This window comes from Methylophilus sp. Q8, from assembly GCF_000800115.1.
Classification (GTDB): domain Bacteria; phylum Pseudomonadota; class Gammaproteobacteria; order Burkholderiales; family Methylophilaceae; genus Methylophilus.
Genome location: NZ_JUHE01000001.1, coordinates 807,025 through 821,848, shown reverse-complemented (window position 1 = coordinate 821,848; position 14,824 = coordinate 807,025). Strand labels below are relative to the sequence as shown.

12 protein-coding genes and 1 pseudogene are annotated in these 14,824 nt (G+C 53.5%); 10 read left to right on the top strand and 3 right to left on the bottom strand.

The window, feature by feature from the left end; all coding sequences use genetic code 11:
* Positions 1-2: 2 nt before the first annotated feature.
* The 7 genes and pseudogenes from GQ52_RS04085 (at position 3) to GQ52_RS04055 (ending at position 7,739) form a co-directional block, all read left to right on the top strand.
* Positions 3-1,717: pseudogene (locus tag GQ52_RS04085) on the top strand (GspE/PulE family protein).
* Positions 1,714-2,913 carry a type II secretion system F family protein gene (locus tag GQ52_RS04080; protein ID WP_047515417.1) on the top strand — a complete coding sequence of 400 codons (1,200 nt, stop codon included), beginning with the start codon at positions 1,714-1,716 and terminating at the stop codon, positions 2,911-2,913. Before GQ52_RS04085 ends, GQ52_RS04080 begins: the two are co-directional and overlap by 4 nt.
* Before the next feature lie 2 nt (positions 2,914-2,915).
* On the top strand, positions 2,916-4,427 hold the full coding sequence (locus GQ52_RS04075) for a hypothetical protein (RefSeq protein ID WP_047515415.1): 1,512 nt from the start codon (positions 2,916-2,918) through the stop codon (positions 4,425-4,427).
* The gene (locus GQ52_RS04070; protein WP_047515414.1) at positions 4,424-5,059 is read left to right on the top strand and encodes a hypothetical protein; all 636 of its coding nucleotides are present in this window, start codon (positions 4,424-4,426) and stop codon (positions 5,057-5,059) included. Before GQ52_RS04075 ends, GQ52_RS04070 begins: the two co-directional genes overlap by 4 nt.
* Positions 5,056-6,252, top strand: a complete 1,197-nt coding sequence (locus GQ52_RS04065) for a hypothetical protein (RefSeq protein WP_047515413.1) — start codon at positions 5,056-5,058, stop codon at positions 6,250-6,252. The genes GQ52_RS04070 and GQ52_RS04065 overlap by 4 nt, the downstream gene beginning before the upstream one ends.
* Positions 6,249-6,977 (top strand): type II secretion system protein, encoded by a 729-nt coding sequence (locus tag GQ52_RS04060; protein ID WP_047515412.1) that lies wholly within the window; start codon positions 6,249-6,251, stop codon positions 6,975-6,977. Before GQ52_RS04065 ends, GQ52_RS04060 begins: the two co-directional genes overlap by 4 nt.
* 15 nt (positions 6,978-6,992) lie before the next feature.
* Complete coding sequence (locus tag GQ52_RS04055) at positions 6,993-7,739, top strand: molybdopterin-synthase adenylyltransferase MoeB (protein WP_047515410.1); 747 nt, start codon at positions 6,993-6,995, stop codon at positions 7,737-7,739.
* Here GQ52_RS04055 and GQ52_RS04050 read toward each other — a convergent pair.
* Entirely contained in the window at positions 7,736-7,954 is a 219-nt protein-coding gene (locus tag GQ52_RS04050; RefSeq protein WP_024930335.1) for a (2Fe-2S)-binding protein, read from the bottom strand. The genes GQ52_RS04055 and GQ52_RS04050 overlap by 4 nt on opposite strands.
* A 116-nt stretch (positions 7,955-8,070) precedes the next feature.
* On the opposite strand from GQ52_RS04050, the gene GQ52_RS04045 reads away from it, so the two are divergent.
* Positions 8,071-9,102, top strand: coding sequence for a zinc ribbon domain-containing protein (locus tag GQ52_RS04045; RefSeq protein ID WP_047515408.1), 1,032 nt, complete (start codon positions 8,071-8,073; stop codon positions 9,100-9,102).
* 43 nt (positions 9,103-9,145) lie between these two features.
* Here GQ52_RS04045 and GQ52_RS04040 read toward each other — a convergent pair whose 3' ends face one another.
* Positions 9,146-12,043: a valine--tRNA ligase gene (locus tag GQ52_RS04040; RefSeq protein WP_047515406.1), complete on the bottom strand. Its 2,898-nt coding sequence runs from the start codon at positions 12,041-12,043 to the stop codon at positions 9,146-9,148.
* 63 nt (positions 12,044-12,106) lie between these two features.
* Positions 12,107-13,321, bottom strand: coding sequence for an FAD-binding domain-containing protein (locus GQ52_RS04035; RefSeq protein ID WP_047515405.1), 1,215 nt, complete (start codon positions 13,319-13,321; stop codon positions 12,107-12,109).
* Positions 13,322-13,384: 63 nt separating this feature from the next.
* Here GQ52_RS04035 and GQ52_RS04030 point away from each other — a divergent pair, with 63 nt between their 5' ends.
* Entirely contained in the window at positions 13,385-13,822 is a 438-nt protein-coding gene (locus GQ52_RS04030) for an NfeD family protein (protein WP_024930339.1), read from the top strand.
* A gap of 47 nt (positions 13,823-13,869) precedes the next feature.
* Positions 13,870-14,715: an SPFH domain-containing protein gene (locus GQ52_RS04025; RefSeq protein WP_047515403.1), complete on the top strand. Its 846-nt coding sequence runs from the start codon at positions 13,870-13,872 to the stop codon at positions 14,713-14,715.
* Positions 14,716-14,824 lie beyond the last annotated feature (109 nt).

The window sequence follows — 14,824 nt, the reverse complement described above, 5'->3', positions numbered from 1 at the left end:
GCATGCTGGCCGCCACAGACAACACTCGTATTGGGGAATGGATGTTGGCAAAAGGCATGATACCGCTGACCAGTTAGAAATTGCGTTAATTGAACAACAAAAACATCGGTTGCTACTTGGGCAGCAATTAGTCAGGCTACATTTTGTAACTGATGCCATGATACGCGATGTGCTGGCGCATTATCATGCACAGGAAAGCATTGATTTACAGCAGGTGATTGTTGACCCGGAAGCGCTGGCGATGGTGCCGGAGGCCTTTGCCCGACAACATAAATTGTTGCCGCTGGATTTGTCGCCAGACAAACAAATCATGCGTGTGGCCTTGTCTGGCCACAATAATATGCTGGTGCTAGATGCACTGCGGCATATGCTGGGTGGCACCATACAGCTCAAATCGGTATTGGCGACTGAAGCACATTTAGAGCAGGCACTGGACAAGTGTTACGGGCATAGCCTGTCACTCGATAGTCTGTTGCGTGAAATTGAGCAGGAGGGCAGCGCGCCAGCCTCACTCTCTGTGCAGCAAGCCTCGCGGCCGGTTATCAGGCTGGTGAATGCCGTGTTGATAGATGCAGTCAAGCAAGGCGCTTCGGATATCCATTTCGAGCCTGAGCATGCCTTTCTCAGGATACGTTACCGGATTGATGGGGTGTTGTGGCAGATCCGCTGTTTGCATGATCGCTACTGGCCGGCCATGTGTGTACGGCTAAAAATACTGGCGGGAATGGACATTGCCGAGCAGCGTACACCGCAGGATGGCCGGGTCAATATGTTTTTATGCGGTCGGCAAATTGATTTCAGGGTGTCCAGTCATCCGACTTTGCATGGTGAAAATCTTGTATTGCGGGTACTCGACCGCGACAAGGCAATTATCCCTCTGGAGGCCATGGGATTGCGTGCACCACAGTTGCAACGCGTCAAAACCATGCTGGAAAAGCCAGAAGGTTTGCTGATTTTAACGGGCCCTACAGGCAGTGGCAAAACCACCACTTTGTATTCAATGCTCGGCCACCTCAATCACGAGCACGTCAATATCATGACACTGGAAGACCCGGTGGAATATCCGCATGCACTCATGCGCCAGACCTCAGTCAATGCAGCAAACAAAGTAGATTTTATCAATGGTATCCGGGCGATTTTACGGCAGGATCCTGACATCATCCTGATTGGCGAAGTGCGCGATGAATCGACCGCTGCCATGGCAGTGAGGGCAGCCATGACTGGCCATCTGGTGATGACTACCTTGCATACCAATAGTGCAACAGCCGCTTTTTCACGGCTGCAAGATCTGGGCGTCAGTCCGCATATGATGGCGGGATGCCTGGTGGGTGTGATTGCACAAAGGCTGCTACGACGTTTGTGTAAACACTGCAAGCGGCAAACCGAGGCTGATCGCACGCTGGAGCAACTGTTGCGCCAGGTATGTGCACCAGCACAAACCTGGGCGAGGCCTGTATTTGAGGCAGAAGGTTGCGTGCACTGCCGCATGAGCGGATACCATGGCAGATTGGTCATTATGGAAGTGCTGACCATGCATGCCGATATGAATGCGATGCTGACGCAACCTCTGGCCATGCAGCAACTGGCACGGGTGCACGGCTATACCACGCTGGCGGAAGAGGGCTTGCAGTGGGTAAATGCAGGCGAGACCAGCGTGCAGGAGTTGCGTCGGGTGGTCGACTTAAGTGCGCTCGAGGCGGTGGTAGCAACACCATGACCAGCTATCGCTATATCGCCATCGACCAATATGGCCAACGGCAACGTGGCGTATTGGAGCTGCCCGATGAGCAGGCACTCATGGCGAGTTTACAGCAGCAGAGCCTGGAGTTACTGACGTTCAAATTGGGTCAGCCATGGGTGTGGCGACAGCCCAGAGTGGGTACGCAGGCATTGATTTTATTTTGCGTGCAAATGGAGCAATTGCTGCAAGCGGGTGTGCCCTTGCTGCAGGCAGTGGCCGAGCTGGCTGACCAAAATGAACATGCTGGCATGATGGCGGCATTGCGCACCGTGCAACGTGATCTGGAGGCTGGCAGGCTATTGTCACAAGCCTTGCAGGCGCAGCCTAAAGTCTTTCCACCCTTGCTGGGTCAGCTTGTTGATGCGGGTGAGCGTACCGGTCAGTTGCCGGAGATTTTTGGGCATTTGACGCGTACATTGTCGTGGCAGGCCGAACTGCTGTCACAAATTCGCCGGGGCCTGACTTACCCGGCGGTGTTGTGTGTCATGGTGGCGCTTGCTGCTTATGTCATGCTGACTTTTCTGGTGCCGCAAATGGCCAGCTTCTTACAAAGCCTGGGCCAGGAGTTGCCGTGGTCTACCCGCCTGTTGCTGGCGCTGTCGGACGGGATGATGGCTTATGGCGGATGGCTATTACTTGGCATGATTGCCCTGGTGGGAGCCTTTATGCTGGCGATGCGTCGATCACCGGTCTTCGCTTTTTTTCTTGACCAACGGCTCTTGAAGTTGCCGGTGATTGGGCGTTTGTTGCATCAACTGGTATTGGCCAGGCTTTGTCGTTTTCTCGGATTGATGTATCAGACAGGCATTCCCTTGTTGCAGGCATTGGCATGGTGCCAGCCTTTGTTGCAACAACGCGTGATGGAACAGGCGCTTGCAGAAGTGCATCAGCGCGTTCAGGCTGGGGAAAGCCTCACGGCTGGTTTTGCTGCCACGCAACAATTCCCACCCCTGATGTTACGCATGTTAAGTGTAGGTGAAACCACTGGTGCGCTCGACCGCATGTTATTCCAGCTGGCTGTGTTTTACGACCGGGAGGTACAGTCACAACTGCAGATGTTATTGCGATTACTTGAGCCCGCGCTCACCATCGCGCTGGGCATGATGCTGTTATTTTTAATGGCAGCGGTGATGTTGCCGGTTTATGACAGCTTTTCAAGTCTGCGTTATTAAATATGGCGAGCCAACATTTCATTGTCTTGCTTGATCAAACGCGCTGGCGCGTGGTGCATGTGAGTGGTCAGCATGTGTTAGCCCTGCGTGTGTTTAGTAGCGACGAAGACAGCCGCATGGCGCTATTAGACTGGTGGCAGCAGTTTCCGCAGGCAATAATCTCGTTCCTGACTAATCATGCGGATGAGCAGTATCACATTGAAACTTTGCCGCAAGTGCGAGGGTCTGCCGGGCATCAGTTGTTGATGCGCAAGCTGGCGACATGGCCTTTTGCACAAGGCATGCATACCGTTTGCCGCCTGGATAATGTGCAGGGCTTGCGCCGGGAAAGTCGCTTTTTATTTGTGGCGCTGACTTCTCTTCTTTTGGCTGACTGGCTGAACGTGTTGCACAAGCACTCGATTCGAATTCAGGGGCTATACACGCAAGCGCTTTGCCTTGCTTGTTGCCTGCCCGCCACCCTGCAAGGTTTAATGCATGCACTCTGTGTTCAATACACACCACAACAAGTCCGTATTAGCTATCTTCAGCGGCAGCGGCTGTTTTTTAGCCGACTGTTCCTATTGCCGCTAGATACTGCTACGCCTGAAGATGGTGTGGATCGTATTGCGCATGAGGTGACTCAAATTCGCATGACTTTGATTCACCAGCATTGGCTTCAAGAAGCAGATGCATTATCACTCACCTGGCTGGGCCAGATGCCGATGGATATCCCGTTGTTAAAAGCACAGTTACCTGTTGGTTGCCAATGGGTGGATATTTCTGAAGCAGACAGGGCGCGTCATTTAAAGGGGCACGCATTGCCAGAGGGGCTGCATGCCATGGAGTGGGCGGCGATTCAGCACATATTAAAAGGTCGGCCATTACCTAATCTGGCCCCTGAGCTTGTGCTGATGCTCGATAGCAGCATGCGCATGAAGCGTCGCCTGCATTGGGCAGGGGCGGTGATGGCCGGTCTGATGGTCTTGGCAGGTTGGGTGGGCATACAAGCCACACAGCAGGCGCAGGGGCAAATGCTGCAGATTAAGCGCCAGCTAAATGTTGGGCAGCTGAAACCATCTGAACCTATCAATCAGGCACAGTTGCCGGGGGTGCGCGCCTTGACGCAGGCGGTGCAAGGCTTGCAGTCGTCCGTGCGATCGCCAGATCGTGCATTGGTCGTCATGCAGCATGTTTTGCTGGGCGTCTCTCACTGGCAGGTGGCGGCACTGGAATGGGGCTTGGCAGGGAGTGCCGCGCAGGATGATGTACCCACGCAGCAGGCTTCTATTTGGAAGGAAACGCTGACCGTGACATGGTCGCAGCGTGATCAAAATGACCAGGCGGTTATCGAATGGCAGCAACTGCTCAGTCGATTGCGTGGTTTGCCCGAGGTTGAAAAAATAGAGGTGCTCATGCCGTCTGCATCCGCAAGCAACGCTCAGCGGCAGGGTAATACTGGTCAAGCACCGGGCCTTGATCAGCCACCTGTGCTTAAGCTGTACCTGCGAGATGCTCAGGCGGCCGCTCTATGAAAGCAACAGGTTATTGGTCTGCTTTACGTCCAATTTTGCTCGGTTGGTTGATCGCGTTATGCCTGATCACTGTCGCGCTGGCAATCGTGTTGCATGCGCAATGGAAGGCTGAAGATGCGTTGAGCCAGGCCAGAAATCAATTGCAGCAACAACAGCAACAGAGTGCGCTTCTGGCTAGTTACCAGCCTGATGTGCATTATTTCCTTGCGCATCGTGCAGGCTGGCAGAAATTTGGTTTAATGCGGTCGCCTGATTTCGATCATTGGGATCGCACTTTGATCGCCATGCAGCAGCAATTTACGTTGCCGCATGTTGCGTATGAGATACAGCCTACCGTGTCTTGCACGGCGGTGACCTGTCGTTCGCAATGGCCGACCAGCCAGCCACCAGCGTCGAACTTCACGGCGACGTCCATACAGCTCAATTGGTCCGTATCTCATGAGTCTGCCGTCATCGACTGGTTGCAACAGCTTGAGCATGCTTATGCCGGGTTATTGCTGGTGCGTCGCTGCGGCTGGGCATTGGCTGAAGGCGCAGAGGTGATTACTGCGCAGTGCGATCTGGTGTTGTTTAACTTTCCCAATGTGTTACCCGATGAGCTGATTGGCGTGCAAGGGGAGGCGCAATCATGATGCCTCATCATGTTGAGCGAGGTGTGCAAACAGGCGTTGCGATCTGGGTCGTGTTGCTCTTGCTATCTGGCATGGGCGGATGGATGCTATATATGGCTCCAGGCACATATCTTGCCCGCCAGCGCGTAATGCAAAAAACCATGGCGTCACTTGCCTTGGCGCAGCAAGCCTTGCTGGCTTATGCGCAGCAGCCATTAGGACTGACGCTGTGTGAGCTGAACTGCCCGCGGCCCGGTGATTTGCCCTGTCCAGACCGCAATAATGATGGCATTGCTGAAACATCCTGCAGTAATACGTCACGTTTGGGACGACTGCCCTGGAAAACCTTAGGTGTGGGCGATATACGCGATGGCAGTGGAGAGCGTTTATGGTATGCCGTTTCCGAGCGCTATAAAAATAATCCGCGTCTGCGGCCGTTAAATCTGGATACGACTGGCACTTGGAGTGTGGCTTCGTCAGAAGGGTTGATGTGGGATGCAACGCAAGGCAATGGTGTCGTGGCGGTGTTGATCGCGCCCATGCAGCCCCTGGTGCGTGAGGGAGGCTGGGTGCAGCAGCGTCAGGAGGCAACCACGGAGATTGCCAAGCACTATCTGGATGTAAATAGCGCGGCTGATAACGCCAGTCCACAGGAGGGCACTTCGCGTGGTTTTGCCAGGGCACCAGCCTCCATGCATTTTAACGATGTGGTTTGGCCAGTCACCTCGGGTCAAATGCATCAAGTGATGCAAAAGCAGGTGTTGGCAGAGGTGAAGCGAAGCCTGCGCTGTGTTGGCGTGCCATGTTTGAGCTACCCGATGGCTGCTGCAGTCAGCGATAGCGGTTGCCTAGGCAGTCAGTCATTGAGTGCCGGGCAATGCCTCTCTACGGCGACCAGCATCGGTCGCTTGCCTTTGGATCTCAATGCTCACTGGCCATGGACAGTACAGCATGTGCTGGATGGCAATCAGCAACATCATTGGTTTCAGCAGAATGCATGGCGGGAGCAAGTGTTTTACCTACCAGGTCAGACACAAGCCAGCATCATTCTGGGCGGAGAGCGCTTGCCAGGGCAGGTTCGTGACAGCATCACGGATAAAGGACATCTGAACGTGTATCTGGAAACTTCCACCTTGCTCGCGTTGCATGTACAAGATGCCTCTACGCTCAACTTGCTGAGCAATGACCTGCAAGATAAGGTGAGTCGGCCATGAGTCGGGCGCCGCATAACCGCCAAATCGACATCAGGGCCGCGATGTCAGGGTTTAGCTTACTGGAGATGGCGCTGGCATTGGTGATTTTAAGTTTAATGATGGGCTGGCTGATGACGCCATTACGGGTACAACATGGTTTGCAGAAATACCAGCAAACGGAGCAACGGCTGTATGTCGCGCAGCAGGCATTGATCGGTCACGCCATTATTTATCATTATTTGCCATGCCCGGATACTGACCAGCCGCCAGATGGCTGGGAAAATGTATCGGCGAATCAAAGTTGTACAGGCGATGAGGGCTTACTACCCTGGTTGCAATTGGGGCTCGTTGCAACTGATGCCTGGGGGCGGTTTTTCCGTTACCGGGCGGATAGTACCTTTACCCACCATGCGCAGTGGTTTTCGGTGTCTGCGGCAGAGAATGCCAGTAATATTCAAGTATCTGGCGACAATGGGCTCGTGACCAGTGCGCCCAGTCGTCCGGCAGCGATTGTCCTTTCGCATGGCGAAAACGGGCTGGGTGGCATACAATCGGTGTCTGGCGGGCAAGCGCATGCCATGGCAGCACCCACGCATTCTGATGAGCTGGAAAACGCTGATGGCGACCTCGCTTTTGTCGATAAAGCGCAGCAGCAAGCGGCTGGTGCGGTGTTTGATGACCGTTTGGTCATGTTGTCGCCCAAAGTATTGATACAGCAGATGGTGCAGGCGCAGCGCCTGCCTTGAATAAACGGATTTTTCATGCAAGACGATTTACTGTTACGTTACAGTCGGCACATTATGTTGCCTCAGGTTGAGTACGCTGGGCAGGAAACGCTCACGCAAAGCCATGCGCTGATTATCGGCGCCGGAGGTTTGGGTGCGCCAGTTGCCATGTACCTGGCTGCTGCTGGCGTGGGGACCTTAACCATTTGCGATTTTGACCACGTGGATTTAACCAACCTGCAACGCCAAATTATTCACACGACAGCGGCAGTCGGGCAGAACAAAGCCCTGTCTGCACAGGCGACAATTGCCAGCTTGAATCCCGAGGTCAAAGTGAATGTCGAGACAACGTGGCTTAATGATGACGCGCTTGCCGCGCGTGTTGTCGAAGCCGATGTAGTGATTGACTGCTCGGATAATTTTGCCACACGCTACTTGCTGAACCAGCTTTGTTTTACCCACAAAACACCACTCGTTTCGGGCGCGGCCATCCGTTTTGAGGGGCAGTTAAGCGTGTTTGATTTCCGGCATGACGAAAGCCCGTGTTACCACTGCCTGTATCCTGATGTGGGTGATGATCAGGCCTTGCGTTGTGCCGATAACGGGGTATTTGCACCGTTGGTCGGCATGATAGGCACTGCGCAGGCAGCGGAGGCGATCAAGGTTTTGCTTAATATTGGCCAAACCATGCAGGGCCGATTGCTGCTGCTGGATGCGCTGAGTGCCGAATGGCGCACGATACGCTTGAAAAAAGACCCGTTTTGCACGGTGTGCGCGCATTAGGGTTTTGGCAGTTGTGTGAGGTGTTTGGCGTTGAGGGCATTCACCAGTTCGTTAATCTCCCACTCGCAGCCGCCACAACCGCTGAGGGCACCCGAGTAGCGTGAAATGCCTTCAATATCTTTGCCTTGCGCGACCAGGTCAATAATCAGCCCGCGCGTCGTCCCGCTGCAACTGCACAGAACTTCTTTTGGGTTTTCTTCGTCGGCTTCAGGCATCTTGCTATCCTCTAAAACATCATTTTAACGGCAGATGCCGGGCCTGTGTCAGACTTTGGCTTGCTGCTGGGCTCAAAGCCCGTTAGCATCGATAAACATCCAATCAGGAGCTGCTGATGAATAAAGGCGTTCGATTATCTGAAAAATGGTTTAACCGCGCATTGTGGGCCGTTGCTTTTATCTTCGCCTGGTTTTTAACCGGTTTGGGTAAAAATATTATCGGCGACCTGCCGCGGGTAGAGACTGAATACACCACCGAGCATTTTGTTAATGACCGTGCCATGGAGCCTTTGCGCACAGAGCTGAACGGCATTGTTCAGCAACGGCAACGATTGGCTGATCAACTGGAGCAAGCCAGTTTGCAGCTTACGATTAGACAAAAAGACTATCAGGCTGCGCGCAGTACTTTCGATAATTGGGTAGCCACGCGAGACGTGACGCAGTTATCAACGCAGGATGATGAGTTGGTCAGGCGCACACAGCAATTGGATGCGCTGAAAGTGCAGGAGCGCAATGCTGAGAAGTCGGTAGAGCATATTCAGCAGAAGCAAACAAACCTGTTTCAGCATGAGGCGCAACTGCAAACGCAGATCAATGCCATGGAAGAGGTGGCACGTAAAAAATTCGACGAGGCCTACCAACACAAGGCGACGCGGGTATTTTTGTATCGGCTGTTGCTGACGTTGCCTTTGCTGGGGCTAGCTGCCTGGTTGTTTGTGAAGCAGCGCAAATCCCAGTACTGGCCTTTTGTATGGGGCTTTATTATCTTTGCATTGATGGCATTCTTCGTTGAACTGGTGCCGTATTTGCCAGATTATGGTGGTTATGTGCGCTATCTGGTCGGTATTTTGCTAACGGTGGTGGGTGGCAGGTATGCCATTGCTGCCCTGCAGCGTTATCTGGCACAGCAGCAGTTGGCAGAGTCGCAACCTGAGTTTCAGCGCCGTGAAGAGTTGGGCTATGACACCGCACTAGAACGCTTGGGCAAGAATATTTGCCCGGGTTGTGAGCGCCAGGTTGACCTGAAAAGTGAGCACAACGACTTTTGTATGCACTGCGGTATTTGTTTACACAATTACTGTGTGGGTTGTAATGCCAGAAAAAACGCCTTTGCCAAGTTTTGCCACAAGTGTGGCACCGTCGCCTGATGATAGGCGAGATGCCACATTGCAAAGCATTCAGGTTTAAGTCTTAGCTGAGTTTATTTAATTGCGTTTGCAGTTTTTCTAAACTGGCACTGAACTCTGCCAGGCGGGCTTTTTCCTGCTCGACCACGGCTGCTGGCGCACGTGCAACAAAGCTTTCGTTGCCCAGTTTGCTGTTGGCTTTGGTAATCTCGCCTTGTAAACGTGCAATTTCTTTACCTAAGCGCTCTTTTTCTGCGGCGACGTCAATTTCTACCTTGAGCATCAACTTGAAGTCACTTGCCAGCATGACCGGCGCGTCGGCTTCTGGTAAGTCTGCAACGATATCAACGTTTTCCAGCTTGGCCAGCGATTTGAGGTAGGGTGCCAAAGCAGCCAGTTGCTCTGCATCACCGGCGGCAATCAATGGCACCTTGGCAGCGGGTGAGATACTCATTTCGCCGCGCAAGCTGCGGCAAGCCTCAACCGCCGTTTTCAGTGTGGCCACCCAGGCTTCGGCCTGCTCATCAATTTTTTCCAGATCCGCTTTCGGGTAAGCTTGCAGCATGATGCTGTCAGTACCGCGTGACTTGTCTTTCAGCTCAGTCATCGGCGCGATGGTCTGCCAAATTTCTTCGGTAATAAACGGAATAATCGGGTGCGCCAGACGCAATATTGTTTCCAGCACGCGTAACAGCGTACGACGCGTTGCGCGTTGCTCGGCCTCGCTGCCGCCCTGGATCTGTACCTTGGCGATTTCCAGGTACCAGTCGCAATATTGGTCCCAGACAAACTCGTAAATGGCTTTGGCCGCGAGGTCGAAGCGGTAGTCATTAAAGGCGCGTTCAACTTCAGCTTCAGTGCGTTGCAGCAGTGAGACGATCCAGCGATCTGCCTGGCTGAACTTGCGGCCACCGTCTTCGCAACTTTCCACGCCAAAACCATTGTCCTGTCCTTCTGTGTTCATCAGCACAAAACGGGTGGCGTTCCACAGTTTGTTGCAGAAGTTGCGATAGCCTTCGCAGCGTTGCAGGTCAAATTTGATGTCGCGGCCAGGTGAGGCCAAGCTGGCAAAAGTAAAGCGAAGCGCATCCGTGCCGTAGGCGGCGATGCCTTCCGGGAATTCCTTACGCGTGCGTTTTTCAATTTTTTCGGCATCTTTTGGATTCATCAGTCCGGTGGTGCGCTTTTTCAGTAGCGATTCCAGGTCAATGCCATCAATCAAATCGATCGGGTCCAGCACGTTGCCTTTAGACTTGGACATTTTTTGGCCTTCGGCATCGCGGATCAGGCCATGCACGTAGACGTGCTTGAACGGAATCTTGCCGGTGATGTGCTTGGTCATCATCACCATACGCGCCACCCAGAAGAAGATAATGTCGAAACCGGTCACCAGCACCGAGGATGGCAGGTATTGCTGCAAGGCCTGGTTCTGCGCATCAAGGGCTTCGTCGCCGGTCCAGTCCAGAGTAGAGAACGGCCACAGGGCAGAGGAGTACCAGGTGTCCAGCACATCTGCGTCGCGTTTCAGGGCGCCTGTATAGCCATCTTTGGCCGCCAGCGATTGCGCTTCGGCTTCATCGTGCGCCACATAGGTTTTGCCGTCATCGCTATACCAGGCCGGGATTTGATGGCCCCACCACAGCTGGCGAGAGATACACCAGTCCTGGATATTATTCAGCCACTGGTTGTAAGTGTTGACCCAGTTTTCCGGGTAAAACTTGATCTCACCGTTAGCCACTACTTCTAGTGCTTTTTCGGTGATGCTTTGACCATCCTCGCCTTTTTTACTCATGGCCACAAACCACTGGTCAGTAAGCATAGGTTCAATGACCACGTTGGTGCGGTCGCCACGTGGCACTTTCAATTTGTGTTTTTCAACTTTGATCAAAAAGCCACCGGCCTCGAGATCAGCAACGACTTGCTTGCGTGCAGCAAAGCGCTCCAGGCCAATCAGGTTGGCGGGCAAGGCGATCGCGGTTTTGGCGCTACCGTCGGCAGCATATACTTCGGCTGCTGCGGGTACAAAGCCTTGCAGGTTGAGGATAATGATTTTGTCCAAGCCCTGGCGCTGGCCGACCATATTGTCATTAAAGTCATGCGCAGGCGTCACTTTCACCACACCGGTGCCAAATTCTTTGTCTACATAGTCATCGGCAATCACCGGGATTTCACGATTGCACAATGGCAGGATGACATTTTTGCCTATCAGGTGGCTGTAACGATCATCTTCCGGGTTCACCATTACGGCCACGTCACCCAGCATCGTTTCAGGGCGTGTTGTTGCGACAGTCAGTGCGCCTGAGCCATCCGCCAGCGGATAGCTGATGTGCCACATGGCGCCATCCTCTTCCTCTTGCACGACTTCGAGGTCAGACACGGCGGTGCCCAGCTTCACATCCCAGTTCACCAGACGCTTGCCACGGTAAATCAGGCCTTCGTTATACAGGCGTACAAAGGTTTCGGTGACCACTTTGTTCAGGCCTGCATCCATGGTGAAGCGCTCACGGCTCCAGTCGGGCGAGGTGCCTAAGCGCCGCATTTGCTGAGTGATGGTGCCGCCAGAATACTCTTTCCATTCCCAGACTTTTTCCAGAAACTTCTCGCGGCCAAGATCATGGCGGCTAACACCCTGGGCATCGAGCTGGCGCTCGACCACGATTTGCGTGGCAATGCCCGCATGGTCTGTGCCTGGTTGCCACAAGGTATTGTCACCACGCATGCGGTGGTAACGGGTTAGGGCATCCATAATGGTCTGGTTAAAGCCGTGGCCCATATGCAGGGTGCCCGTGACGTTAGGCGGCGGCAGCAAAATACAGAAGTTGTCTTGTACTTGCGGATTCATGCCGGCGGCATAAAAGCCTTTGCCTTCCCAAAAGGCATACCATTGGCTTTCAATGGTTTTTGGGTCAAAGGATTTTGCGAGTTCGCGAGGAGTATTGGCGTTTGGGTTAGAAGTATTCATGCGCGGGATTTTACCACAGGCGGGCAGGCCCGCAGCGCAGGTGCAGGCGCTAGTTTGCGTAAACTAAGCCGTCAGTGTAGGCTCGACGGCTTTCCAGTAACGGCTAAAACGCATCAGTTGATGGTCGCTCAATGAGGCATCTGTCAAACCAGGCTCTGCGCGCCACTCAATATTCAGTTCGCTAGCAGCCTGTTTAAGCGCTTGTTGCGGGGTATCCTGGGTAAGGATGCGCCCCTGCGCACGCTGCGCCAATACTTGCCTGGTTTCTCCCAGCCACACCTCTGCCCCTGGCATTTCAGACAGGCAATCGGCCATGAATTGCAGCCGTTTGAGTGGCCAGTGCTGGTATAGGGCTGCATCAAATACAAACACGGCAGGCAAGTTGAATGCATGCAGTGCGTGCGATGGTGACAGCATTTCATCATGAATCCACACCAGGCTGGCGACGCCTTTCGGTTCGGGTTCAGGCGGGTTCAGGTGGTGTGTGACCGGTTTATCAGCGGTCACGGCATCCGTAAACAGTTGTTGATGCAGTTGCTCATAACTGCCTTCAAACGGGCAGGCGACACGGCATTGCTTGCACCAGGGCTCCCCACCAAATTTGATCAGATTTTCTTTGTTAAAGAGATAGGGCTTGTTGCTGAAGCTGGAGGCAATCCATTGCCAGGACAGGTGGTTGGACGCGGTGTCACCATCCAGTAATTGGCTTTCAAACCAGTCTGCGACTTGTCGCCAGTCTATTTTTAGCCAATGGACGACATAGGCTGCAAACCACATGCGTGCATGGTTGTGTACATAACCATGTTGCTGTAATTGACGCACAATTTCATCCATGCACACTAGCCCGGTAAAGCCCTGCGGAATAAAGTCTGGCATGGGTTTCTCACCTAAAGCCACTTTTGGTGACTCCATGGGCTGCATGATCGCTGCGCCAAACCGGTACCATACCTGGCGGAAATAATCGCGATAGCTGAGCTCCGCCGTCAGCTTGTGCGCACGTTTGCCAAAGCGGGTATGAATATCTGCCACGGTTTCCGGCAGCGACAGGCAGCCATGGCGCAAGTAGGGCGAAAGCCCTGTCACCGCGCCGGTGAGTTGGTTGCGGCTACGTGCATAGCCTTCCGCATCCACGGCAGATAATTTCTGCAATGCAGCCGCGCGACCGCCTTGCCAGGCCTGGGACAAGTCTGGCCCGGTGGCTTGCGGAAAACATTCGCTGATTTGCTGTAGGCGCTCAGCACGGTCTGCAGCGAGAGTGAGGAGAACAGGCGGGTTCATAACGCACCATTCTGACACAACTAGTGATACCATGAGTTGCAATTTCGTTGGAAGGGTGTGCGAATGACGACATTATGGGGGTGGTGTGGGCTCGGGCTCGTGCTGCTGTGCATGGAAATGCTGCTTGGAACCTTGTACCTTTTGTGGCTGGGGATCGCCGCGTTGGTCATGGCTATGTTGTGTGCGTTTTTTAGCGAGATGCCACTCGCCTTGCAAGCATTGAACTATGCCGTGTTGTCGGCGCTGGCGCTGGCCGTCATGCGCAAGCTGGAAAAACGTAAACCCGTCTTGCGTGTCGGGCAGGCACAAGGCGAGGAGATTGGCCGCGAAGGCATTGTGATTGTGGCGATTTCACCGCGGCAACCAGGCAAGATACGTTTTAGCCAGGGGGTGCTGGGCAGTCGCGAGTGGGTGGCTTATGCCAATATAGACATTGCCGAGCAGCAAGCGGCAAAAGTGGTTGCCGTTGAAGGCAACAGTTTACGTGTGGCGCCTTTGTAGCGCATCAATGTTTGAATGAATATTTGGTTTGAATTAAGGGAGTTGTCATGACCGAAGTCAGTGTCATTGTGATCGTATTAGTGGTAATCGCCATCGTTAAAGGCGTGCGTATTGTGCCGCAAGGTGAAGAGTGGGTAGTTGAGCGCCTGGGCAAGTTTGCTGGCATTTTAGTGCCAGGCTTGCATGTGATTAACCCGATTTTGAGTACAGTCAGTTACAAAGTCACCACCAAGGACATTATTCTGGATGTGCCAGAGCAAGAGGTGATTACGCGCGATAATGCGGTGATTCTGGCCAATGCCGTGGCGTTTATCAAAGTCACTAATATCGAACGCGCCGTCTATGGTATTGAAAACTTCCGCGAAGCCATGCGCAATATGGTGCAAACCAGTTTGCGCTCGATTATTGGCGGCATGGATTTAAACCACGCGTTGACTTCGCGTGACCGCATCAAGGCCGAACTTAAGGAAGCTATTGCCGATGAGGCGCTGGATTGGGGCCTGACCGTGAAAAGCGTCGAGATTCAGGATATCAAACCTTCTGCCAATATGCAGGACGCTATGGAAAGACAAGCCGCTGCCGAGCGTGAGCGTGTGGCGGTGGTGACCGAGGCGGAAGGTGCCAAACAGTCGTTGATTCTGAACGCGGAAGCGCGCCTGGAAGCGGCGCGTAAAGATGCCGAGGCGCAAATGGTGGGTGCGAATGCCTCCGCTGAGGCGATTAAGATGATTGCTGAGGCGGTGAAAGAAAATAATGCTTCAGCGACCTTTCTATTGGGGGATCGCTACATTCAGTCCTTGCAAAAAATGGCTGACTCCAATAACAGTAAAATTGTGGTCATGCCAGGCGATGTCGTCAGCGCCGTGAAAAGCCTGGTAGGCGGCGGTAAATAGTGCTGCAACTAGTGATTTAAAAAATCTCCTTCGGTTGCGCTAGCGCTTATGCTGGCGCAACTGGCATATTTCCTGCATCTCACTGCTCAGAACCATAATTCTAATAAGG